The organism is Streptomyces sp. NPDC001156 (assembly GCF_053598275.1).
The window spans coordinates 22,167-41,895 of sequence record NZ_JBSFJX010000008.1; the positions used below are offsets into that span (position 1 = coordinate 22,167).

The 19,729-nt window shown below is 71.6% G+C and carries 19 protein-coding genes and 1 tRNA gene; 10 read left to right on the forward strand and 10 right to left on the reverse strand.

The genetic code is table 11. From position 1 onward, the window contains the following. Positions 1–6: 6 nt before the first annotated feature. The gene (gene corA / locus ACWDA7_RS06625; RefSeq protein WP_450603076.1) at positions 7–1,005 is read left to right on the forward strand and encodes a magnesium/cobalt transporter CorA; all 999 of its coding nucleotides are present in this window, start codon (positions 7–9) and stop codon (positions 1,003–1,005) included. Between the two features lie 34 nt (positions 1,006–1,039). Here the strand turns inward: corA and ACWDA7_RS06630 are convergent, their stop codons facing one another. Beyond that, the gene (locus ACWDA7_RS06630; RefSeq protein ID WP_450603077.1) at positions 1,040–1,828 is read right to left on the reverse strand and encodes a ferritin-like domain-containing protein; all 789 of its coding nucleotides are present in this window, start codon (positions 1,826–1,828) and stop codon (positions 1,040–1,042) included. A gap of 213 nt (positions 1,829–2,041) precedes the next feature. After that, entirely contained in the window at positions 2,042–3,097 is a 1,056-nt protein-coding gene (locus tag ACWDA7_RS06635; RefSeq protein ID WP_450603078.1) for an LLM class F420-dependent oxidoreductase, read from the reverse strand. Positions 3,098–3,257: 160 nt separating this feature from the next. Here ACWDA7_RS06635 and ACWDA7_RS06640 point away from each other — a divergent pair, with 160 nt between their 5' ends. After that, complete coding sequence (locus ACWDA7_RS06640) at positions 3,258–4,241, forward strand: aldo/keto reductase (protein ID WP_450603080.1); 984 nt, start codon at positions 3,258–3,260, stop codon at positions 4,239–4,241. Further along, positions 4,238–6,445 carry a helix-hairpin-helix domain-containing protein gene (locus ACWDA7_RS06645; protein WP_450603081.1) on the forward strand — a complete coding sequence of 736 codons (2,208 nt, stop codon included), beginning with the start codon at positions 4,238–4,240 and terminating at the stop codon, positions 6,443–6,445. Before ACWDA7_RS06640 ends, ACWDA7_RS06645 begins: the two co-directional genes overlap by 4 nt. A 471-nt stretch (positions 6,446–6,916) precedes the next feature. On the opposite strand, the gene ACWDA7_RS06650 is transcribed toward ACWDA7_RS06645, so the two are convergent. Then, positions 6,917–7,606, reverse strand: a complete 690-nt coding sequence (locus ACWDA7_RS06650) for a hypothetical protein (RefSeq protein WP_450603083.1) — start codon at positions 7,604–7,606, stop codon at positions 6,917–6,919. Between the two features lie 47 nt (positions 7,607–7,653). Here ACWDA7_RS06650 and ACWDA7_RS06655 point away from each other — a divergent pair, with 47 nt between their 5' ends. Next, positions 7,654–7,842 (forward strand): DUF5703 family protein, encoded by a 189-nt coding sequence (locus ACWDA7_RS06655; protein WP_005485166.1) that lies wholly within the window; start codon positions 7,654–7,656, stop codon positions 7,840–7,842. 221 nt (positions 7,843–8,063) lie between these two features. On the opposite strand, the gene ACWDA7_RS06660 is transcribed toward ACWDA7_RS06655, so the two are convergent. From ACWDA7_RS06660 to ACWDA7_RS06670, 3 genes are all read right to left on the reverse strand, one after another. Next, entirely contained in the window at positions 8,064–8,807 is a 744-nt protein-coding gene (locus ACWDA7_RS06660; protein WP_450603084.1) for a chaplin, read from the reverse strand. A gap of 171 nt (positions 8,808–8,978) precedes the next feature. After that, the gene (gene chpH, locus ACWDA7_RS06665; protein WP_450603085.1) at positions 8,979–9,212 is read right to left on the reverse strand and encodes a chaplin ChpH; all 234 of its coding nucleotides are present in this window, start codon (positions 9,210–9,212) and stop codon (positions 8,979–8,981) included. A gap of 191 nt (positions 9,213–9,403) precedes the next feature. Beyond that, the gene (locus tag ACWDA7_RS06670; RefSeq protein WP_450603086.1) at positions 9,404–10,771 is read right to left on the reverse strand and encodes a M20/M25/M40 family metallo-hydrolase; all 1,368 of its coding nucleotides are present in this window, start codon (positions 10,769–10,771) and stop codon (positions 9,404–9,406) included. A gap of 146 nt (positions 10,772–10,917) precedes the next feature. Between ACWDA7_RS06670 and ACWDA7_RS06675 the strand changes: the two genes are divergently transcribed. The 3 genes from ACWDA7_RS06675 to ACWDA7_RS06685 all read left to right on the forward strand — a co-directional run bounded on the left by ACWDA7_RS06675 (position 10,918) and on the right by ACWDA7_RS06685 (position 13,424). Beyond that, a tRNA-Leu gene (locus tag ACWDA7_RS06675) sits at positions 10,918–11,002 on the forward strand. A gap of 92 nt (positions 11,003–11,094) precedes the next feature. Continuing rightward, positions 11,095–12,822, forward strand: a complete 1,728-nt coding sequence (gene polX, locus ACWDA7_RS06680) for a DNA polymerase/3'-5' exonuclease PolX (protein WP_450603088.1) — start codon at positions 11,095–11,097, stop codon at positions 12,820–12,822. A 137-nt stretch (positions 12,823–12,959) separates the two neighbouring features. Beyond that, entirely contained in the window at positions 12,960–13,424 is a 465-nt protein-coding gene (locus ACWDA7_RS06685; protein WP_450603089.1) for a DUF5709 domain-containing protein, read from the forward strand. A gap of 12 nt (positions 13,425–13,436) precedes the next feature. On the opposite strand, the gene ACWDA7_RS06690 is transcribed toward ACWDA7_RS06685, so the two are convergent. From ACWDA7_RS06690 to ACWDA7_RS06700, 3 genes are all read right to left on the reverse strand, one after another. Continuing rightward, on the reverse strand, positions 13,437–14,567 hold the full coding sequence (locus ACWDA7_RS06690; RefSeq protein ID WP_450603090.1) for a CapA family protein: 1,131 nt from the start codon (positions 14,565–14,567) through the stop codon (positions 13,437–13,439). A 138-nt stretch (positions 14,568–14,705) separates the two neighbouring features. Beyond that, complete coding sequence (locus tag ACWDA7_RS06695; protein ID WP_450603092.1) at positions 14,706–16,007, reverse strand: phosphoribosyltransferase family protein; 1,302 nt, start codon at positions 16,005–16,007, stop codon at positions 14,706–14,708. Positions 16,008–16,019: 12 nt separating this feature from the next. Beyond that, positions 16,020–16,331 (reverse strand): dsRBD fold-containing protein, encoded by a 312-nt coding sequence (locus tag ACWDA7_RS06700; RefSeq protein ID WP_450603093.1) that lies wholly within the window; start codon positions 16,329–16,331, stop codon positions 16,020–16,022. Between the two features lie 135 nt (positions 16,332–16,466). Here ACWDA7_RS06700 and ACWDA7_RS06705 point away from each other — a divergent pair, with 135 nt between their 5' ends. Then, entirely contained in the window at positions 16,467–16,838 is a 372-nt protein-coding gene (locus ACWDA7_RS06705) for a YchJ family protein (protein WP_450603094.1), read from the forward strand. Between the two features lie 19 nt (positions 16,839–16,857). Here the strand turns inward: ACWDA7_RS06705 and ACWDA7_RS06710 are convergent, their stop codons facing one another. Continuing rightward, on the reverse strand, positions 16,858–17,559 hold the full coding sequence (locus ACWDA7_RS06710) for a FadR/GntR family transcriptional regulator (protein ID WP_450603095.1): 702 nt from the start codon (positions 17,557–17,559) through the stop codon (positions 16,858–16,860). Between the two features lie 127 nt (positions 17,560–17,686). Here ACWDA7_RS06710 and ACWDA7_RS06715 point away from each other — a divergent pair, with 127 nt between their 5' ends. Beyond that, positions 17,687–18,211: a gluconokinase gene (locus ACWDA7_RS06715; RefSeq protein ID WP_450603096.1), complete on the forward strand. Its 525-nt coding sequence runs from the start codon at positions 17,687–17,689 to the stop codon at positions 18,209–18,211. Positions 18,212–18,328: 117 nt separating this feature from the next. Beyond that, entirely contained in the window at positions 18,329–19,726 is a 1,398-nt protein-coding gene (locus ACWDA7_RS06720) for a GntP family permease (protein WP_359391743.1), read from the forward strand. The last annotated feature ends 3 nt before the right edge of the window (positions 19,727–19,729 follow it).

A 19,729-nucleotide genomic window follows, 5' to 3' on the forward strand; every position in this document is an offset into this window, starting at 1 on the left:
CGCTCTGTGATCATCGACTGCGCCATCTACCGTGACGGACGGCGGATCGGGGGCCCCGAAGACCTCTCCGACGCCCTGGCCGAGGCGCGCGCCTGTACGGACGCCTTCTTGTGGATCGGTCTGTACGAACCGACAAAGAAAGAGTTCGACCTGGTCACCGAGGAGTTCGGGCTGCACCCGCTGGCGGTCGAGGACGCGTTGACGGCACACCAGCGGCCGAAGCTCGAGGTGTACGACGACTCGCTGTTCGTGGTGCTCAAACCGGTGGCGTACGAGCCCCATAGCGACACCGTCTCCACGGGTGAGCTGATGGTCTTCCTGGGCGACGCCTTCGTGGTGACCGTGCGCCACGGCGATCCCGTGCCGCTCGGCTCGGTGCGGCGGCACCTGGAGGAGCGGCCCGACATGCTGCGGCACGGACCGACGGGCGTCCTCTACTCGATCGCGGACTCGGTCGTCGACCACTACCTGGACGTCGCGACCGAACTGCAGACCGACCTGGAGGAGCTGGAGACTGGGGTGTTCTCACCGGTCGGCGGCGGGTCACGGCACACGGCCTCGCGGATCTACGCCTTCAAACGGCAGATCGTGGAGTTCCGGCGGGCGACGGTCCCGCTGGCGCCGCCGCTGGTCCGGCTGGCGGGGCAGAGCACCCATGGTGCGACGGTGCCGTTCGTGCAGGAGAAGTCGCGGCCCTTCTTCCGTGACGTCCTGGACCACTTGACGCGGGTGAACGAGTCGGTGGAGGCCCTTGACCGGCTCGTCTCCGACGTCCTCGCCGCGCATCTGGCGCAGATGAGCGTCCGGCAGAACGACGACATGCGGAAGATCTCGGCGTGGGCGGCGATGGCCGCGGTCCCCACCATGATCGCGGGGATCTACGGAATGAACTTCGAACACATGCCGGAACTGCACTGGATCTGGTCGTACCCGACGGTGATCCTGGCGATGGGAGGGTTCGAGGTCCTGCTGTACCGGCTGTTCAAACGGCGGGGCTGGATGTGACGCGGGCCCGCCGCACGCGCGCGCGGCGGGCCGCTCAGGCGAACTCGGGCGCGGGGGCGGCGGGCTCGCCGAGCGGGTCCCGTCGCTCGGGCATCCGAAGGCTCACCATGCGCCTCCAGCCGCCGAGCCGCTCGTAGGCGTACGACGCGTGGACGGCGGCCGTGAGCAGCGCCGACCTGGCTGGGGACCAGCCGAGGATGCGCCCCATGTGGGCCATGACCGCGAGGCTGACGTCCCGGTGGACACGGATCTCGGCGAGCGCGCACTCGCGCAGCGTCCGCCGGATGAAGGGGCCGTGTCCGGCGGCCTCGAAGCGCAGCAGTTCCTCGTGGGAGTACGCGAGATGGTTGTCCTCGTCGCGCGCGATCACGCGGACTGCTCTGCCGATGTCGGGGTCGTCCGAGAAGTGCCTGCGCAGCAACGCCATCTGTTCCGCGGCACGCTGCTCGGTGACCCTGCTGTGCGCCAGATAGGTGATGACGTCCGGGACGCCGAGCGGCTCGTCGGCCTTGAGCTTCTCGTGCGCTAGGCCGATACCCCGCCGTTCCAGCACCATCGTGTAGTCGGTCTCCGGGGGCACCGGCATGGGTGTCAGACCGCGCTTGCGCAGCAGCGCGCCGAAGATCCGCCCGTGCTTGTCCTCGTCCCTGCCGTGGCGGGCGATCTTGGGGGCGAGCCCCCGCTCGCTCGCCGGTACGAGTGCGGCGATGCGCCCGTTCTCCCAGCCGCCCTGTGCCTCTCCGCTGGCCGCGATGGAGCAGAACAGCCGGAAGGACTCGTCGTCGTCGAGGATCTCCTGGAACAGACTCTTTGCCGAAAGCATGGCGCGCACCTCTCTGCAGGACTCCGCAAAGAACGAGTCAAATGCGGTCGTGAGGGTGCTGCAACAGCTGTGCGGGGCGACTCGGCCGAACGGAGCACAGCCCCGCTAGAACCGGTGCCGTAACCGTGTGGGGCCCAGCGCGTTGTTCCGGGTGACGGCCGTGGCGGGGAAGACCCCCGAGCCCCCACCACGGCCGCTGAGACGTCCGCCCCGCTACGCGAGCCCGGCCCGCTCCAGGGCCTCGGACCCGGCCCGCAGCGAGGCGATCCGCTCCTCGAGGGCAAACCCCGCGGGCGCCAGGGTGAGGGTGGTGACGCCGGCTTCGGCGTAGGCCTTCATCCGCTCGGCGATGCGGCCCACGGAGCCCAGCAGGGTGGTCCGGTCGATCAGCTCGTGCGGGACCGCGGCCGCGGCACCCTGCTTGTCGCCGGACAGGTACTTGTCCTGGATCTCGGCGGCAGCCTGCTCGTAGCCCATGCGCTGGGCGAGCTGGTTGTAGAAGTTCTGCTTACGGCTGCCCATGCCCCCGACATACAGGGCGGTGTAGGGACGGAAGGTGTCGGCGAGCGCGTCCACGTCCTTGTCGTCGCCGACCGCGAGCGGGAGCGTGGGGCAGATGTCGAAGCCCTCGAGGGTCTTGCCGGCCTTCTCGCGCCCGGCGCGCAGGTGCTTGACCGCGGTCTCCTCGAGGTGGTCGGCCGAGGGGAAGATGAGGAGGGCCCCGTCGGCGATCTCGCCGGTCTGCTCCAGGTTCTTCGGGCCGATGGCGGCGATGTACAGCGGGATGTGCTCGCGCTGGGGGTGCACGGTCAGCTTGATCGGCTTGCCGGGGCCGCCGGGCAGCGGGAGGGTCCAGTGCTCGCCCTCGTACGACAGCCGCTCGCGCGTCATCGCCTTCCGTACGATCTCCACGTACTCCCGGGTGCGGGAGAGCGGCTTGTCGAACTTGACGCCGTACCAGCCCTCGGAGACCTGCGGTCCCGAGACGCCGAGGCCGAGGCGGAAGCGGCCGCCGGAGAGCGAGTCGAGGGTGGCGGCGGTCATCGCGGTCATCGCCGGCTGGCGGGCCGGGATCTGGAAGATCGCCGAACCGACGTCGATGCGCTCGGTCTGGGCGGCGACCCAGGTGAGCACGGTGGCCGCGTCCGAGCCGTAGGCCTCCGCGGCCCAGCACACCGCATAGCCGAGCCGGTCGGCCTCCTGGGCCACGGCGAGATTGTCGGCGTCCATTCCGGCGCCCCAGTAGCCGAGGTTGATCCCGAGCTGCATGCCCGATTCCCCTTACCGATCAGTAACGTCCCTTGGGGGCAGACCTTAGCGCGGTGTCCGCCCCGGAAGGCAGACCGACTCATCACTCGCCGGGAGGCAGGGGAAATCGGTTGTCCACGGGCCCCCCACGGGCCGAGTTCAGGCCGTAATCTCGGCGTTCATGGAGCAGAGGCATCTCGGCCGTACCGGGCTTCGTGTTTCCCGGATCGGACTCGGCACCCTGACGTGGGGACGCGACACGGACGAGCACGACGCCGCGGAGCAGTTGAAGGTGTTCTGGGATGCCGGCGGCACCCTCGTCGACACGGCGGACGTGTACGGCGACGGGGAGGCCGAGTATCTGCTCGGGCAACTCATGGACGGGCTCGTGCCACGCCGCGACCTGGTCATCTCCACCAAGGCGGGCAGCGTGCCGGACCCCGACCGCCGCTTCGACGGCTCGCGCGGCCATCTGCTCGCCTCGCTGGACGCCTCGCTCGCCCGTCTCGGCACGGACTACGTCGATCTGTGGCACATCCACGCCTTCGATCCCGACACCCCGCTGGAGGAGACGCTGCAGGCGCTCGACCTGGCGGTCAGCAGCGGACGCGCCCGGTACGCGGGCGTGTCCAACTTCTGCGGCTGGCAGCTGGCGAAGGCGGCGACATGGCAGCTCGCGGTGCCGGGCATACGCACCCGCATCGCCAGCACCCAGATGGAGTACTCCCTGCTGCAGCGCGGCGTGGAACGCGAGGTGCTGCCGGCCGCACTAAACCTCGGGGTCGGGCTGCTGCCGTCCTCTCCCCTGGGCCGGGGTGTACTCACCGGCAAGTACCGGCAGTCGACGCCGGCCGACTCACGCGGGGCCTCCGAGCACATGGCGCCGTTCGTCGCGCCTTACCTGGACGACACGGCGAGCAGCATCGTCGACGCGGTGCAGACGGCCGCCGACGGGCTGTCCGCGACGCCGCTCCAGGTGGCGCTGGCCTGGGTCCGCGACCGGCCGGGCGTCGTCGCGCCGATCGTGGGCGCGCGCAACGCACAGCAGCTCACGGCGGCGTTGTCAGTGGAGGCGCTTAGTCTTCCCGACGAGATCTGCCGGGCGCTGGACGACGTGTCGGCCCCGGTGCACCGCTATCCCGATCACGACTGGAGCACGCTGTGAGCACGGACCCGGAGACCACGGAGTCGGCCCCCCGGCCGCAGAAGCAGGAGGACGGGGCCGTGACCGGGGCGGACGGTGCCGAGGAGCCGACCGCGGCCGCCGGGCAGGGCGAGGACCGGGCCGAGGGGTCGTCCTCCGGCGCCGCGGATGACGCCGCCGCGACCGGGCGGTCGGAGGCCGGGGCGGAACTGGCCGCCCAGCGGATCGAGCGGGAGCGGATCGAGCGGCGCAAGGCGGAGAAGCAGGGCCCTGTCGAGGCCGGTGCAAAGCTCAGCGGGCAGGCCGCCGACCTGCTCGCGGCCGTGCGGGCGGTGGAGCGCGGAGAGCAGCCGCTGTCGAGCGCCTTCGCCGAGCCGGCCCCCTCCCCGCGCCGGTCCGCCCCCGAACCCGTGCGCCCCAGCCGGCCTCTCGCATCGCCGTCCTCCCCGGCGGCCCCCGCGACGGAGACCGTCGCGGCGGTCGGCGCCGTCCTGAGCGAGGGAGGCGCCCCCGGGACACTGGCACCCCAGGTCGCGGAGGCCCTCGGCGAGGGCGCGGACGCCCACCTGCGTGCGGACCCCTGGCAGTTGCTGCGGGTCGCCGGGGTGCGCCCCGAGCAGGCCGACGGCTTCGCCCGCGCGCTGCTCGGTGCCGAGTGCCGACCGGACGACGAGCGACGGACCCGCGCGGTCACGGTCTGGCTGCTGGAGCAGGCAGCCCTGGCCGGGCACACCGCACTGGAGGTCGCGGCCCTCGAGACCGCGCTCGCCCAGAGCTCGGTGCCGGACCCCGACGCGGCCGTGCAGAGCACGATCGCCGAGGGCGAGGCCCTTGTGTTCCAGGACGCCCTGGAGACGTCCGCGGCCGGCGGCCCGCAGGACGGGGAAGAGGAAGAGGACGCCGAACGCCCGGTCCGGGTGCTGATCGGCCTGGAGCGGTACGCGCTCGCGGAGGAGAGCCTGGCCGACGGCCTCGCCCGGCTGATCAACTCCGCGCCGAAGGAGGACGGTTCGGCCGAGGAATGGGAGCAGGCAGCCGGGTCCGCTCGCGGCTCCACGGGTGAGCTGATCCGCGCGGTGGCCGGTCACGGACTGGTGCTGCACACCGGCGGCACGGCCTCGCACATCGAGCCGGCCACGCTGCTGAGCGAGGCGCGCAGGCTCGGGGTGCGGGCCTGGGCCGCCACCCACAGCCCGGCCGGTCGCGATCAGTTCGCCGCTGTGCTCGCGCGGCTCGACCAGCGGGACGGCGGCGCGCCAGGGCCGGATCCGGCGCTCGCCACGGTGGCGGGTCTGCTGTCCGGCGCCGAGGGACCGGGCCGGGACGCGGACGGCGCGCTGGACCTCGATCTGCTCATCGTGCTGGACGCACCCCAGCTGGACGTCGAGACGGCCGCGCTGCTCACCGAGTCACTCCCCGACGGGGCCCGCCTGGTGCTGAGCGGTGACCCGGGAGTGTTGTGGTCGGCCGGTCCGGGCCGGGTGTTCGCCGATCTCCTGACGGCCCGGGTGTGCCCGCAGATCGCCTCGCGGACCCCCGACCCCGGCCCGCTCGGCGAGCTGGTGTCGGCGATCGGGATCGGCGAGCTCCCGCAGATCGACGCGCCCGGCAAGGAGGTCGTGATCGTGCCGGTGCGGGACGCCGGGGAGGCGGTGCACCGCACCGTTCAGCTGGTCGCGGACTCCGTGCCGCGGGCGATCGGCGTGCCGTCGGAGGAAACCCAGGTGATCACACCGGGCCACGGCGGGGCGGTGGGGACCCGCGCGCTCAACGCGGCACTCAAGGAGCGGTTCAATCCGGGCCCCGGTCGCTTCGGGGGCTTCGACCCCGGCGACCGGATCGCCTACTCCCCCGCACCGGGCCGTACGTTGCCAGGCCGCGTCGTGACGGCCGACGCCGAAGGACTGCACCTGGACTGCGAGGGCGTCCCCGTCGTCGTACCGAAGGAGCGGGTGGAGCAGGCGGTACGGCACGGCTGGGCACTGACCGCGCACCAGGCGGTGGGGCTGCGGTGGCCCGCGGTGGTCGTGGTGCTGCCCAAGGACGCCGTACAGGCACTCAGCCGGCCCTGGGTGTACACGGCGTTCGGCCGGGCTGTCCGCCATCTGTCCGTCGTCCACGGGGCGGAGCAGGCGCTTCCCCGAGCCGTCGCCGAGGTCCCGGCCAAGCCGCGCACAACCCGCCTGACCCCACTGCTCCGGGCCCAGATCCCGACGGCGGGCTGAGCGCGGGCGCTGAGGCGACGAGCTGGGCAGGGCTGCTGCCGCGGCGGGCTGAGTCCGGGCGCGCGGCGACGGGCTGACCGCGGCTGCTCCCGCAGTGGACCCAGGGCGGCCGTCGCGGCGTTCCCTCGCGGACCGGCGGGTGTGCTCCGCGGCTTGGCGCACGACGGGGAGGGATCACGGCGGTCGGAGGCCGACGTGTGCCGTGCCGGCGTTCGGTTCTACGTGGCACGGCTGGCCGACGTCACACCTCCCGGTGACCTGTCACCGCCGACCGGCACAGGTCGGCCGACGACCGACGTGACACGGCTGCCCGACGCCGCACCTCCGGACGACGTGGCACCGCCGGACGACGTGCCCCCGCCGGACGACACCGCGCCCCGGCCGACAAGGTGCTCCACCGACCGGCGCCGCCCCTCCGGCCCGCAAGCGCCCCCACGGGCCGCGAAGTCCCGCGGCCCGGTCGAGTCCGCACTAGCGCTCCGCGTCCAGCGGTTCCAGGTCCTCGTCGTCGTCCAGCTCGCGGTCGAGTTCGAGCTCCTCCTCAAGGTCGTCGTCCGACTCCTCGTCGAAGACCGAGCTGACGTCGAAGCGGCATACGACCCGCTGCGGATCGACCTGCTCGAAGGGGGTCTCCAGCCACTCCCCCGCCTCCGCGGGTTCGTCGGCGGCCAGCACCCACAGCGTGGAGTCGCCCTCCTCCAGGCCGAACTCCTTGTGCCGTGAGGCGATCTCGTCCGGTTCGTACTCGCCGAACAGGACGCCGAGGGCGCCATGGACGGTGCGGGCGGAGGATTCGGGCCCGCTCGCCGCGTCCGCGTCCTCCACGCGCTGTGCCTGGGCCAGCAGCCGCTGCGGTTCCGCCACCGCGTAGTCCCGGCGGATCAGCACGCTCAGCGCGTTCGGCTCCTCGGGGCCCGTGTACGGGGGCAGCGCATCCTCCGCACCGGGGATCTCGAATGGCGTGACCTCGTCATAACGGTCATACAGCAGTTCGTCGTACTCCTCGGCCGCCGCGGCCAGCTCGTTGAACGCCTCGTAGACGGCCGGGTCGTCCTCACCCGTCCTGCGTTCGACCGCGGCCAGGTGGCGATCGAGCGCGGTCTTGACCGCCTCGGCGGCGGCGCGTACCTCGGCAGCGGTGGGCTGCGCAGCATCAGACATAGTGCAGACGCTATCCGTACGGGGCCCCAGCCCGCACAATAGATGCGATGCCGGAATACGAATTTGTCGACGTGTACGTACCGCGCGGGGTCTCGCGCAAGGATGCCACGCGTCTGCTGACGGACCATGCCGAGTACGGGCACTGGGAATTGGACCGCCTGAGCCTGCTGCGCGACGGCAGCCGCAGGGTAAGGCTGCGTCGGCGGATCATCCGCCAGGTGCGGGCCACGTGGTGAGCGGAGGCAGCTGAAACGGAGCGGGCCCCGCGGATGCGGGGCCCGCTCCGTTTCACGGACCGCCGGGGAGGATGGGTGCGATCCGTGGTGTGCGGCTTCGGCGGGCCGTGGCCTGCCCACGCGGCGCGCCCGGTGTCGATCGCCCGGACCGCGCCGTGCGACGGCATCGCGCGGGCGTGCCCAGCACACTCGGCACGCCCGCGATTCGCGTGGCGCCGCTCTTACATGCCGGCGCGCGCCCGGCGGTAGAGCAGCGCGCCGCCGAGCAGCGCGCCCGCGCCGAGGGGAGCCAGCACGCCGAGCGGGAGGTCGCTACCGGTGTGGGCGAGCTGCGCCGTACCGCCGGTCTGCGTACCGGGGTGGCTGACGTGCCTGCCGCCGCCCGGCTGCTGCGGTGTGCCGGGCTGGGTCGGCTGGGTGGGCGGGGCGGGAGGGGTGGTGGTGCCGCCGCCCGGAGGCGTCGTACCGCCGCCGGGAGGAGTCGTCCCCTCACAGCCGCAGGGCGGCGGCGTGCCGTGGCCGGGGGGGGTGTCCCTGTGACCGCCGCCCGTGTGGGCGCAGCCGTTCCCGGCGGCTGGGTTGCCGAGCCCGCCCACGTTCACGGTGTTGCCGCAGACGTTCACCGGGACGTCCACCGGGGCCTGCACCGTGTTGCCGGAGCCGACACCGGGCGAGCCGCTGGTGCGCCCGCTCGCGTGGGAGCCACCGGTGTGGCCGCTGCCGCCCGTGTTGGCGCAGGCGTTGCCCGCCGCCGGGTTGAGGAGCCCGATCACGTTCACGGTGTTGCCGCAGACGTTGACCGGAATGTGCACCGGCGCCTGCACGGTGTTGCCCGACAGCAGGCCGGGCGAGTCGCTGGCCGATCCGTGCGCACCCGAGTCGGCGTGCGCGTAACCGCCGGTGACGGCGAGGAGGCCGGTCGCCGCGGCCACGGTCATCAGGCCCTTGCGGGTGACCTGTCGCATTGCTGATTCCCTGTCTTCGACCTAGTCATGGACCTTGTGGAACGCGGCCGCGCGACTGAAGGGCGCGGACGCGGAGGAACCGGCCGGCCCCGGAGCGCATGGCAGGCACTCCGGGGCTGACGGGCTCAGCCCCTCATGGGGTGAGACCCCTCATGGGGTGGGGGCACAACGTCACTTGTTGACGCAGGTGTTGCCGAAGGCGGGGTTCAGCAGCCCGATCACCGAGATCGTGTTGCCGCAGACGTTCACCGGGACGTGCACCGGGACCTGGACGACATTGCCCGACAGAACGCCCGGGGAGTGCACGGCGGCACCCTGGGCACCCGAGTCGGCGACGGCCAGACCCGCACCCGCGAGAACCAGACCACCGGTGGCAGCCGCAGCAGCGACGACCTTCTTGATCATTATTCCTCCTTGTTGGCAAATGCGATCCAAGCCCTCGGACCACACCACGAGTAACGAGGAGGGAGTAATGGAGCTACGAGCTTATGGTCGCATTCACCCGTCCCGGTCGGCGTCCGTACGCACGGGCGAATAGTGCAGTCTCGTTTCAGCACGCAAACCGGGACGGAATCAAGGCAGTTGGGCAGTCTCCTTCAGGACGCGTCGATGAATCGGTCGAGGACCCGCACACCGAACTTCAGCGCGTCCACCGGGACCCGCTCGTCGACGCCGTGGAACATGCCCGCGAAGTCCAGCTCGGGCGGCAGCTTCAGCGGCGCGAAGCCGAAACAGCGAATGCCGAGGTCGGCGAAGGACTTGGCGTCGGTGCCGGCCGAGAGCATGTACGGCACGGCGCGGGCGATCGGGTCCTCGGCCGACAGCGCGGTCTGCATGGCGTCGACCAGCGCGCCGTCGAACGTGGTCTCCAGCGCCTTGTCCGTGTGCACGTCCTCGCGCCTGACCCGCGGGCCGAGGATGCGGTCGAGGTCGGCGAGGAACTCCTCCTCGTAGCCCGGCAGATAACGCCCGTCGACATGCGCGGTGGCCTGGCCGGGGATCACGTTGACCTTGTAGCCGGCGCCCAGCTGGGTCGGGTTGGCGGTGTTCTGCAGCGAGGCGCCGATCAGCTTGGCGATCCCACCGAGCTTGGCGAGCGTGTCGTCCATGTTCTCGGGGTCGAGGTCGGTGCCGAGCGCGTCGCCGAGTTCGTCGAGGAAGTGCCGCAGCGTCTTGGTCACGCGCACCGGGAACGAGTATCGGCCGAGGCGCCCGACGGCCTCGGACAGCTCCGTGATGGCGTTGTCCTTATGGATCATCGAACCGTGGCCGGCGGTGCCGTCCACGGTGAGCTTCATCCAGTGCATCCCCTTCTGCGCGGTCTCCACGAGGTACAGCCGCAGCTTCTCGTTGACCGTGAAGGAGAACCCGCCGACCTCGCCGATCGCCTCGGTGACGCCCTCGAAGAGACCGGGGTGCTTGTCCACGAGGTACCGGGCGCCATAGGTCCCGCCGGCCTCCTCGTCGGCGAGGAATGCGAGGACGATGTCCCGCGGCGGCTTGCGCCCGCTGCGCAGCCGGTCGCGCACGACCGCCAGCGTCATGGCGTCCATGTCCTTCATGTCGACCGCGCCGCGTCCCCATACGCACCCGTCGGCGATCTCGCCGGAGAACGGATCGTGCGTCCAGTCCACCGCGTTGGCCGGTACCACGTCGGTGTGGCCGTGGATCAGCAGCGCGGGCCGCGAGCGGTCCTCTCCCTCGATGCGGGCCACCGTGGACGCGCGGCCCGGGTGTGACTCGAAGATCTGCGGTTCAAGGCCCACCTCGGCGAGCTTCTCGGCCACGTACTCCGCCGCCCTGCGCTCGCCGGGGCCGTCGTGGTCGCCGTAGTTGCTGGTGTCGATCCGGATCAGCTCACGGCAGAGGTCCACGACCTCGTCCTCGCCTGTGACGTTCCTGGCCGTGTCCGTGTCGGTCACGCTGCTTCCTCCCACTTCACAGCTGCTGGTGGTCCCCCACATCCTCTCTCCGACCCCCGCCGCACCCCAAGGCGGCGGGAGGTCCGTCACACCCCGTTCACGACGGAACGGGGTGTGATCGAACGCCCCCGAAAGCCTGGTAATGTTTCCTTCGTCGCCGCGGGCGGGGCCCGCACGACAGACACCTAGTCCGGGTGGCGGAATGGCAGACGCGCTAGCTTGAGGTGCTAGTGCCCTTTATCGGGCGTGGGGGTTCAAGTCCCCCCTCGGACACACTTGCCACACATGCCGAAGGGCGTCGACCTGTCTCAGGTCGGCGCCCTTCGCGTTTGGCCGGCGCCCGGCCGGTTCCTAGACTCTGAAGTGTGGCCCGGCCCAACGAGGAGGTCGAGGCGCTCCTTCAGGAGTACGCGGACCTCATCTCGATCACGGGAGGCGACGCCTTCAAGGTGCGCGCCTACGAGAAGGCCGCGCGGGCGATCGGCGGCCACCCCGCGGACATCTCCCGGCTGGACCCCGACGCACTGCGGGACATTCCGAACGTGGGCCGGTCGATCGCCGAGAAGGTGGCCGAATACCTGCGCACGGGCACCATGGCGGTGGTCGAGGAGCGCCGGGCGCGGATCCCCGCCGGGGTGCGGGAGCTGATCACCATCCCCACGCTGGGCCCGAAGAAGGCGCTGAGACTCTACGAGGACCTGCACATCTCCTCGGTGAACGAGCTGGCCGCCGCGATCGACGCGGACGCACTGCGCGACCTCAAGGGCTTCGGCGAGAAGACGCAGGAGAACATCCTGCACGGCATCTCCCTGATGCAGCAGGCGGGCGGCCGCATCCCGCTGCATCTGGCCCTGGAGACGGCCGAGGAGATCGTCGCGGAGCTCTCCGCGGTGACCGGCTGCAAGCGCTGCGCGTACGCGGGGTCCCTGCGCCGTATGAAGGAGACCATCGGCGACATCGACGTCCTCGTCGCGGCCGGGCGGTCCGCGCCGTTCATGGACGCGCTCGCCGGGCTGCCGTCCACCGCCGAGGTGATCGCGCACGGCTCGAAGAAGACATCGGTCCGCACCACCAAGGGCGTCCAGGTGGACCTGCGGGTGCTGCCGCCGGACTCGTGGGGCGCCGGGCAGCAGTACTTCACCGGGTCCAAGGCGCACAACATCCGCACCCGGACCATCGCCGTGCGCCAGGGTCTGAAGCTCTCCGAATACGGCCTGTTCGAGGTGGACAGCGGGCGGTCGGTCGCCTCCCGCTCCGAGGAGGAGGTGTACGCCCGGCTGGGCCTGCCCTGGATACCGCCCACGCTTCGTGAGGACCGGGGCGAGATCGAGGCGGCCCTGCGCGGCGAGTTGCCGGACCTCGTGACCGAGCGGACCATCCGCGGCGATCTGCACACCCACACCGATCTCACCGACGGTCTCGCGCCGCTGGAGGAGATGGTGGCGGCAGCCGCCGAACGCGGTTACGCGTACTACGCGATCACCGACCACGCGCCCAATCTGTACATGCAGCGGATGACGGACGAGAAGATGCTCGCCCAGCGGGAGCAGGTGCGGGCACTGGACGGCACCCGCCGCCGGATGCGGCTGCTGCACGGAACCGAGCTCAACATCGGCCCCGAGGGAGATCTGGACTGGCCCGACGAGTTCCTCGCCGGCTTCGACGTCTGCGTCGCCTCCCTGCACTCCCACTTCGACCTGGGCCGCAAGGAGATGACCCGCAGGCTGGTACGGGCCTGCGAGAACCCGTACGTCAACGTCCTCGGCCACCCGACCACCCGGCTGATCGGCAAACGGTCCGGGGTGGACGCCGACTGGGACGAGGTGTTCGCCGTCTGCGCCCGCACCGGAACCGCGCTGGAGATCAACGCGCAGCCGGACCGCCTGGACCTGTGCGACGAGGACATCCTGCGCGCGCGGGAACTGGGCGCGAAGTTCGCCGTGAACTCCGACGCCCACTCCGTTCTGCACCTCGGCCTCCTGCGCTACGGCATCGGCACCGCGCAGCGCGGCTGGCTCACGCCCGACGACGTGATCAACACCTGGCCGCTGCGCAGCCTTCGCCGGTTCCTGCGCAAGGGCAGGGCGAGTTGACGGCGGGACCGGGCGGCGACCGCCGAGGCCGGAGGCACAGGTGCGCGTTTGCTGTATGGCAGACCGGAGACCCGACAGGGGTCGCGGTACTCGTGGGACGCAATGTGTGAGGCGGTGTGGAAGTGACGGAGTACAGCATGGGTGACGAGGTCTACCAGCCGCAGGACGACGAGGACGTGGTGGCGGACAGCGGCCTGCTCGACTCCGCGGACACCCTGGACGACCGCGGTGTGGAGCCCATGGAGGAGGGCCTCTCGCCGCCCGAGAAGCCTCTGGCGGTGAACCAGCGGGGTATCACGGCCGCCGAGCAGCGGCGGAACGAGACGCTGGACGAGCGGCTGGCCCGGGAAGTACCCGATGCGCCGGGTCAACAGGGCGACGGGGTCGAGGACATGGCCGACGGTGCGGGGGAACCGTGGGGGGCCGGCGGCCGGGATGCCGGGCGGCTCGTCGCGCCGGACGAGGGTGCCCGTTCCGGCTCCGGTGCGGGTCTCGTCGGGGAGGACGCGGGAATCGACGGCGGTGCCCGGACGGCGGAGGAGGCCGCCGTGCACATCGTCGACGAGGACGACGTGCCGGGGGGCGACGCGGCACAGCTGTAACGGCGGTCACCGTCACCCGGGCCGCTCCGCGGGTGGGAGACGGAGTGCCAGCGTGCCGTCGTGGTCACGGTCGACGTGAGTGCCGAACTCCCGGCCGCACCGGTCGAGGACGGCGCGCAGCCACTCGGAGTCCTCGGCCGAGGCGTGTTCCAGCCGCATTCTGCGGGCCTGGAGCGGCACCATCCGGACACCGTCCAGCCGACCGGTGTCCGGCTCCACCGACACCAGGTACAGCAGCCGGAGGTCGTCACGGTACCGCTCGTAGCCGCCGATGCCCTCGTAGTCGTCCACGAGGTCGCCGCAGCCGTACAGGACGAGTCGGCCCCGGTACACCTCAAGTGGCCGCGGATGGTGGGAGGAGTGCCCGTGCACGATGTCCACGCCCGCGTCGACGAGCGTATGGGCGAAGCGCACCTCGGTGCGGGAGACGCCGTATCCCCAGTTGGAGCCCCAGTGGATGGAGGCGACCGCGATGTCGCCCGGGCGCTTCAGCTGCCGCAGACGGTCGGCGAGCGCGGCGGCGACCGCGACCGAGGGGCCCTCGGCGAACTCCACACCGGACCGGTCGCCGGTAGCGGCCCAGTCGTACGGGACGCCGCTGGACGCCATCCCGAGGGAGATCACGAGCACGCGCCCGCCGGTGCCCAGGGGGACGACCGCCGGCCGCCCGGCCGCGGCCGCGTCCCGGCCGGCTCCCGCCGTGCGCAGGCCCGCCCCAGCCAGGGAGTCGAGCGTCTCGTCCAGGCCGCGCCTGCCGAAGTCGAGCACATGGTTGTTGGCCAGCACGCAGACGTCCGGGCGAGCTGTCGCAAGACACGGCAGGTTGGCCGGGTTCATGCGGTAGTGGACGCCCTTGCCGGGCGCGAACTCCCCGTCCTGGGTCACCGAGGTCTCCAGGTTCAGCACCCGCACGGCGGGCGCGGCCGTCTCCAGGACCGGCAGCGCCTCGCCCCAGGGCCAGGCGAACCCGACCGGCTGCGGGATCGGCCCGTTGGCCGCCTCGGCCAGCTCGACGTAGGCCCGGGCGTCATGGATGTACGACTCCCGCAGCGCCGGGTCCCCGGGGTGCGGGAGGATCTGGTCGACGCCCCGGCCGAGCATCACGTCACCGGCGAGGAACAGGGTGACCGGGCCCTCGTGCACGCTCCCACGCTATGGCGCTCACGGTCACCGTGCGAGGGACCGGCTCGCCATGTGATCGGCCGGCGGGGAGAGTGACCAGGCCCACGTGCCTCCCCGCCATGGCGCTCACGGTCGCCCTGCGAGAGACCGTGCTCCCCGCTACACGTGCGCAGGTGCCATGTGGTCGGTGAACCAGTCGCGGGCCAGGTCGGTCACCGCCTCCAGCGCGCCAGGCTCCTCGAACAGGTGCGTGGCACCGGGAACCACCGCGAGCCGGTTCTCGCAGTGCAACCGGGCCTGCGCCTGCCGGTTGAGCTCCAGCACCGTCGGGTCGGCACCCCCGACGACCAGCAAGGTGGCGGCCGACACCTCGGGCAGCCGCGGCCCGGCGAGATCGGGTCGGCCGCCTCGGGAGACGACCGCCGCGATGCGCGCACCGGGCTCGGCGGCGGCCCACAGCGCGGCGGCCGCACCGGTGCTGGCGCCGAAGTAGCCGATGGCGAGCCCCTCGGCCGGGGGCCGGCCGCGCAGCCAGGTGGTGGTGTCGGCCAGCCGGCCGGCGAGCAGGCCGGTGTCGAACACATTGACCCGGTCCTGCTCCTCCTCCTCGGTGAGCAGGTCGAACAGCAGCGTGCCGAGCCCGGCCCGGTTCAGTCCGGCGGCGACGAACCGGTTGCGGGGGCTGTGCCGGCTGCTGCCGCTGCCGTGCGCGAAGACCACGATCCCGGTCGCGTCCTCGGGTACGGTCAGCCGGCCCCGCAGCCGGACGGCTCCGGCCTCGGCCTCGACCTCCTGGTCGAAGGGCCCGGCACCGTGCGTCTGGGGCCGGCTCTGGGTCCGCTCGAGGCAGGCGGCGACCTCCTCGTCCTCGACCTGGGCGAAGTCGACGTAGAACTGGCCGACCGCGAAGAAGTCCCGCGGTGTCTCCAGGGCGACCAGTTCGTCGGCCTCACCGCCCAGCCGCTCGATCCAGTCCTGCGGCGCGACGGGCACCGCCAGTACGATCCGGCCGGCTCCGCGGGCGCGGGCGATCCGGCAGGCGGCCCGCGCGGTCGAGCCGGTGGCCACGCCGTCGTCGATCACGACGACCGTCCGGCCCTCGATGCCGACGGGTGCACGCCCACCCCGGTAGCGGCTCCCCCGCCGTTCCAGCACCTCGCGTTCGTCCTCCTCGACCTCCGCCAGTTCCGCGCGCGTCACACGCGCCTCCCGTACCACCGCGTCGTTGATCACCCGCACTCCGTCCTCGCCGATCGCGCCCATCCCCAGTTCGGGCTGGAAGGGCACACCCAGCTTCCGGACCAGGCAGACGTCGAGCGGTGCGCCCAGTGCCTCGGCGACCACGGCGGCAACGGGCACTCCGCCCCTGGGCAGTCCCAGGACCACCGTGTCCTCGCCTCTGAGGTGCCGCAGGCGTTCGCCCAGCCGCCGGCCGGCTTCGAGACGATCCATGAAGACCACGATGCAGCCTCCTCACTCCCGTGGGCTCCAGAGCGGAGCGGGTGGGGCCTCGTCCGGCGCCCCGGCCGCGGTGATGTCACCCGCGGCGGCACGGAGCAGTTGCCGGCCCAGCGAGATCAGGGCCCGCCCGGCGGCGAGTTCGTCGCCGATCTCGGGCACGGCCGAGTCGAAAGGGTTCCGGTGGGCTTCGGCATGGCTTTCCAGCAGGCTGTCACCGGTGTCCAGGACGATCCTGGCCGTGGTGGCGGGGTCGTGTTCGGACAGGTAGAGGTGCAGCCTCCACTCCTTGGCGGACGGTGGCCGGATGCCGGCGGCTCGTGTCATCTTCCGTCCTCCTCACGCGGTGCGAGGCGACGCGGCAGGGGTGCGCGGCTCTCTTCCCCTCCACTGTGACTCCGATGGACGCCTGCCGCATGGTGCCCGCGGGGGCATCTTTCGGGGGCGGGCACAATGGCGGGCATGACCACGCGTTCCTGCCCGTGCGGGCTGCCCGAGACGTACGAGAAGTGCTGCGGCCGGTTCCACACGGGTGCCGCCGCGCCGACCGCGGAGGCGCTCATGCGGTCGCGGTACAGCGCCTTCGTACAGCGTGACGCCGGCTATCTGCTGCGGACCTGGCATCCGCGCACCCGTCCGACGCGGCTCGACCTCGATCCCGGGATGCGCTGGACCGGGCTCGAGGTCCTGGAGACGACGGACGGCACCGCTTTCCACTCCGCGGGGACCGTGACCTTCCGCGCCTCCTACCGGGGCGGCACTCTGCACGAGCGCAGCAGGTTCGAGCGGGTCGACGGCGCCTGGGCGTACGTCGACGGGGACTTCCTCGACTGACGCCGACGAGGTCCTGCCACTAGGGCGCCAGGATGTCCAGTTCGTGCAGCGCGCCGACCGTGATCTCGCGGGTCAGCTGCTCCGCGCGGTCGGCGTCGCCCTCCCGCACCGCCTCGGCGAGCTGGACGTGCAGGGTGACCGCGGCCGGGTCCGGGTCTTCGAACATCACGTCGTGGTGGGTGCGCCCGGACAGGACCTCGGCGACGACATCGCCGAGGCGGGCGAACATCTCGTTGCCCGACGCGCCCAGGATCACGCGGTGGAAGGCCACGTCGTGGAACAGGTAGGCCTTCAGCCGGTGGCCACGTGAGTTGGCGACCATGCCCAGGGCGCACTCGGTGAGTTCGGCGCACTGCTCGGCGGTGGCGTTGCGCGCGGCCAGACCCGCGGCGACCGGCTCGATCGCCGACCGAAGCACCGTCAGGGAGCGGAGCTGCCGCGGACGGTCGGCGCCGGCCAGCCGCCACCGGATGACCTGGGGATCGTAGACGTTCCACTCGGACTCGGGACGGACCGTGACGCCCACCCGGCGGCGGGACTCCACCAGGTGCATCGACTCCAGGACGCGCACCGCTTCGCGCATCACCGAGCGTGACACCTCGAAGTGCTGGGCGAGTTCGTCGGTGCGCAGGACACTGCCCGCACGGTACTCACCCGCGGTGATCGCGGGGCCGAGGGTGTCGAGTACGCGGCCGTGGAGCCCCCGGCCCGGTGTGGTCATGAAGTCAGAGTACGAGGCGGGTCCGGCGGAGAAAAAGTCAGACTTATATGTCACAGACTCTTGAATTAGTCGTACCTAATGGGTTTCAGTGACGTCGACACCAGTCGACGAAGACAGCGAGGAAGCGATGAGTACCCCCCACGTCGTCGTGGTCATGGGCGTCGCGGGCACGGGCAAGACCACGATCGGCCCCCTGCTCGCGGCCCGGCTCGGCGTTCCGTACGCCGAGGGCGACGACTTCCACCCCCCGGCCAACATCGCCAAGATGTCGGCCGGAATCCCGCTCGATGACGCCGACCGCTGGCCCTGGCTGGACGCCATCGGTGCCTGGGCGCACGAGCGGGCGGGGTTCGGCGGGGTGGTCAGCAGCTCGGCGCTGAAGCGGGCGTACCGCGATCGGCTGCGGGCCGCGGCTCCCGGCGTCGTCTTCGTGCACCTCACGGGCGACCGCTCGCTCATCGAGGACCGGATGGCGCACCGGCAGGGGCACTTCATGCCCACCGCACTGCTGGACTCCCAGTTCGCCACGCTCCAGCCGTTGGAGTCGGACGAGGCAGGGGTCGCGGTGAGCGTCTCGGGAAGCCCCGAGGAGATCACCGACCGCGCCATGAACGCCCTGCTGGAACTCGAGCGGTCCTCCGCCGCTCAGTAGTCCCGCCCTCGCAGTACCCCCGGCCCCGCAGCCGGCCGGCCCTCCCAGGACGGCCCGCGGTGCCGAGGCCCCCTCACCCGAAACCGAGAGTTCCTCTCCTCACCCAAGGGACCCCCCGTGACCAGACTCAGCGTCGAGATGCTGGCAGCGGACACCGTCGAGCCGATCACGTCGGCGGGCCACGCTCAACTGGGCATCGCGGCGGCGGCGGGCATCGCCGTCATCGTCCTGCTCATCACCCAGTTCAAACTCCACGCCTTCCTTGCCCTGACCATCGGCTCGCTCGCGCTCGGCGCGTTCGCCGGGGCGCCGCTCGACAAGGCGATCACCAGCTTCACCACCGGCCTCGGCTCGACCGTCGCAGGCGTGGGCGTCCTCATCGCCCTGGGCGCGATCCTCGGCAAGCTGCTCGCCGACTCGGGCGGCGCGGACCAGATCGTCGACACGATCCTCGCCAAGGCGAAGGGGCGTGCCATGCCGTGGGCGATGGTGCTGATCGCCTCGGTGATCGGTCTGCCGCTGTTCTTCGAGGTCGGCATCGTGCTGCTGATCCCGGTCGTGCTGATGGTCGCCAAGCGCGGCAACTACTCGCTGATGCGCATCGGTATCCCGGCGCTCGCCGGTCTGTCCGTGATGCACGGTCTGATCCCGCCGCACCCCGGCCCGCTGGTCGCCATCGACGCCGTCAAGGCCAACCTCGGCGTGACGCTGGCGCTCGGTGTGCTGGTGGCCATCCCCACGGTGATCATCGCGGGCCCGCTGTTCTCGAAGGTCGCCGCCCGCTGGGTGGACGTCCCGGTCCCGGAGCGCATGATCCAGCCGCGTCCCTCCGAGGAACTGGAGACGCGCCCGGGCTTCGGCGCCACGCTGGCCACGGTGCTGCTGCCGGTCGTCCTGATGCTGTCCAAGGCACTGGTCGACATCGTCGTCGACGACCCGGCGAAGATGGTGCAGCGCGTCTTCGACGTGATCGGCTCTCCGCTGATCGCCCTGCTCGCGGCGGTCGTCGTCGGCATCTTCACGCTGGGCCGCCCGGCCGGGTTCAGCAAGGAGCGGATCTCGCACACCGTCGAGAAGGGGCTCATGCCCATCGCGGGCATCCTGCTCATCGTCGGTGCCGGCGGCGGCTTCAAGCAGACGCTGATCGACTGCGGCGTGGGCCAGATGATCCTGGACATATCGAAGGACTGGTCGATCCCCGCGCTGCTGCTGGCCTGGCTGATCGCGGTGGCGATCCGTCTGGCGACGGGTTCGGCGACGGTGGCGACCGTGTCCGCCGCCGGTCTGGTCGCGCCGCTCGCGGCCGATATGTCGACCACCCACGCCGCCCTGCTGGTGCTGGCGATCGGCGCCGGCTCCCTCTTCTTCAGCCATGTCAACGACGCCGGTTTCTGGCTGGTGAAGGAGTACTTCGGGCTGAGCGTCGGACAGACCATCAAGACCTGGTCCGTCATGGAGACGATCATCTCGGTGGTCGCGGGCGCCCTGGTCCTGCTGTTGTCCCTGGTGATCTAGGAG

Bases quoted from the DNA above. Each gene is read 5' to 3' on its own strand.
- ACWDA7_RS06630 (WP_450603077.1), bottom strand. From the start codon at position 1,828: ATGCTTTCGGCAAAGAGTCTGTTCCAGGAGATCCTCGACGACGACGAG.
- ACWDA7_RS06635 (WP_450603078.1), bottom strand. From the start codon at position 3,097: ATGCAGCTCGGGATCAACCTCGGCTACTGGGGCGCCGGAATGGACGCC.
- ACWDA7_RS06640 (WP_450603080.1), top strand. From the start codon at position 3,258: ATGGAGCAGAGGCATCTCGGCCGTACCGGGCTTCGTGTTTCCCGGATC.
- ACWDA7_RS06650 (WP_450603083.1), bottom strand. From the start codon at position 7,606: ATGTCTGATGCTGCGCAGCCCACCGCTGCCGAGGTACGCGCCGCCGCC.
- ACWDA7_RS06655 (WP_005485166.1), top strand. From the start codon at position 7,654: ATGCCGGAATACGAATTTGTCGACGTGTACGTACCGCGCGGGGTCTCG.
- ACWDA7_RS06660 (WP_450603084.1), bottom strand. From the start codon at position 8,807: ATGCGACAGGTCACCCGCAAGGGCCTGATGACCGTGGCCGCGGCGACC.
- chpH (WP_450603085.1), bottom strand. From the start codon at position 9,212: ATGATCAAGAAGGTCGTCGCTGCTGCGGCTGCCACCGGTGGTCTGGTT.
- ACWDA7_RS06670 (WP_450603086.1), bottom strand. From the start codon at position 10,771: ATGTGGGGGACCACCAGCAGCTGTGAAGTGGGAGGAAGCAGCGTGACC.
- ACWDA7_RS06685 (WP_450603089.1), top strand. From the start codon at position 12,960: ATGGGTGACGAGGTCTACCAGCCGCAGGACGACGAGGACGTGGTGGCG.
- ACWDA7_RS06700 (WP_450603093.1), bottom strand. From the start codon at position 16,331: ATGACACGAGCCGCCGGCATCCGGCCACCGTCCGCCAAGGAGTGGAGG.
- ACWDA7_RS06705 (WP_450603094.1), top strand. From the start codon at position 16,467: ATGACCACGCGTTCCTGCCCGTGCGGGCTGCCCGAGACGTACGAGAAG.
- ACWDA7_RS06710 (WP_450603095.1), bottom strand. From the start codon at position 17,559: ATGACCACACCGGGCCGGGGGCTCCACGGCCGCGTACTCGACACCCTC.
- ACWDA7_RS06715 (WP_450603096.1), top strand. From the start codon at position 17,687: ATGAGTACCCCCCACGTCGTCGTGGTCATGGGCGTCGCGGGCACGGGC.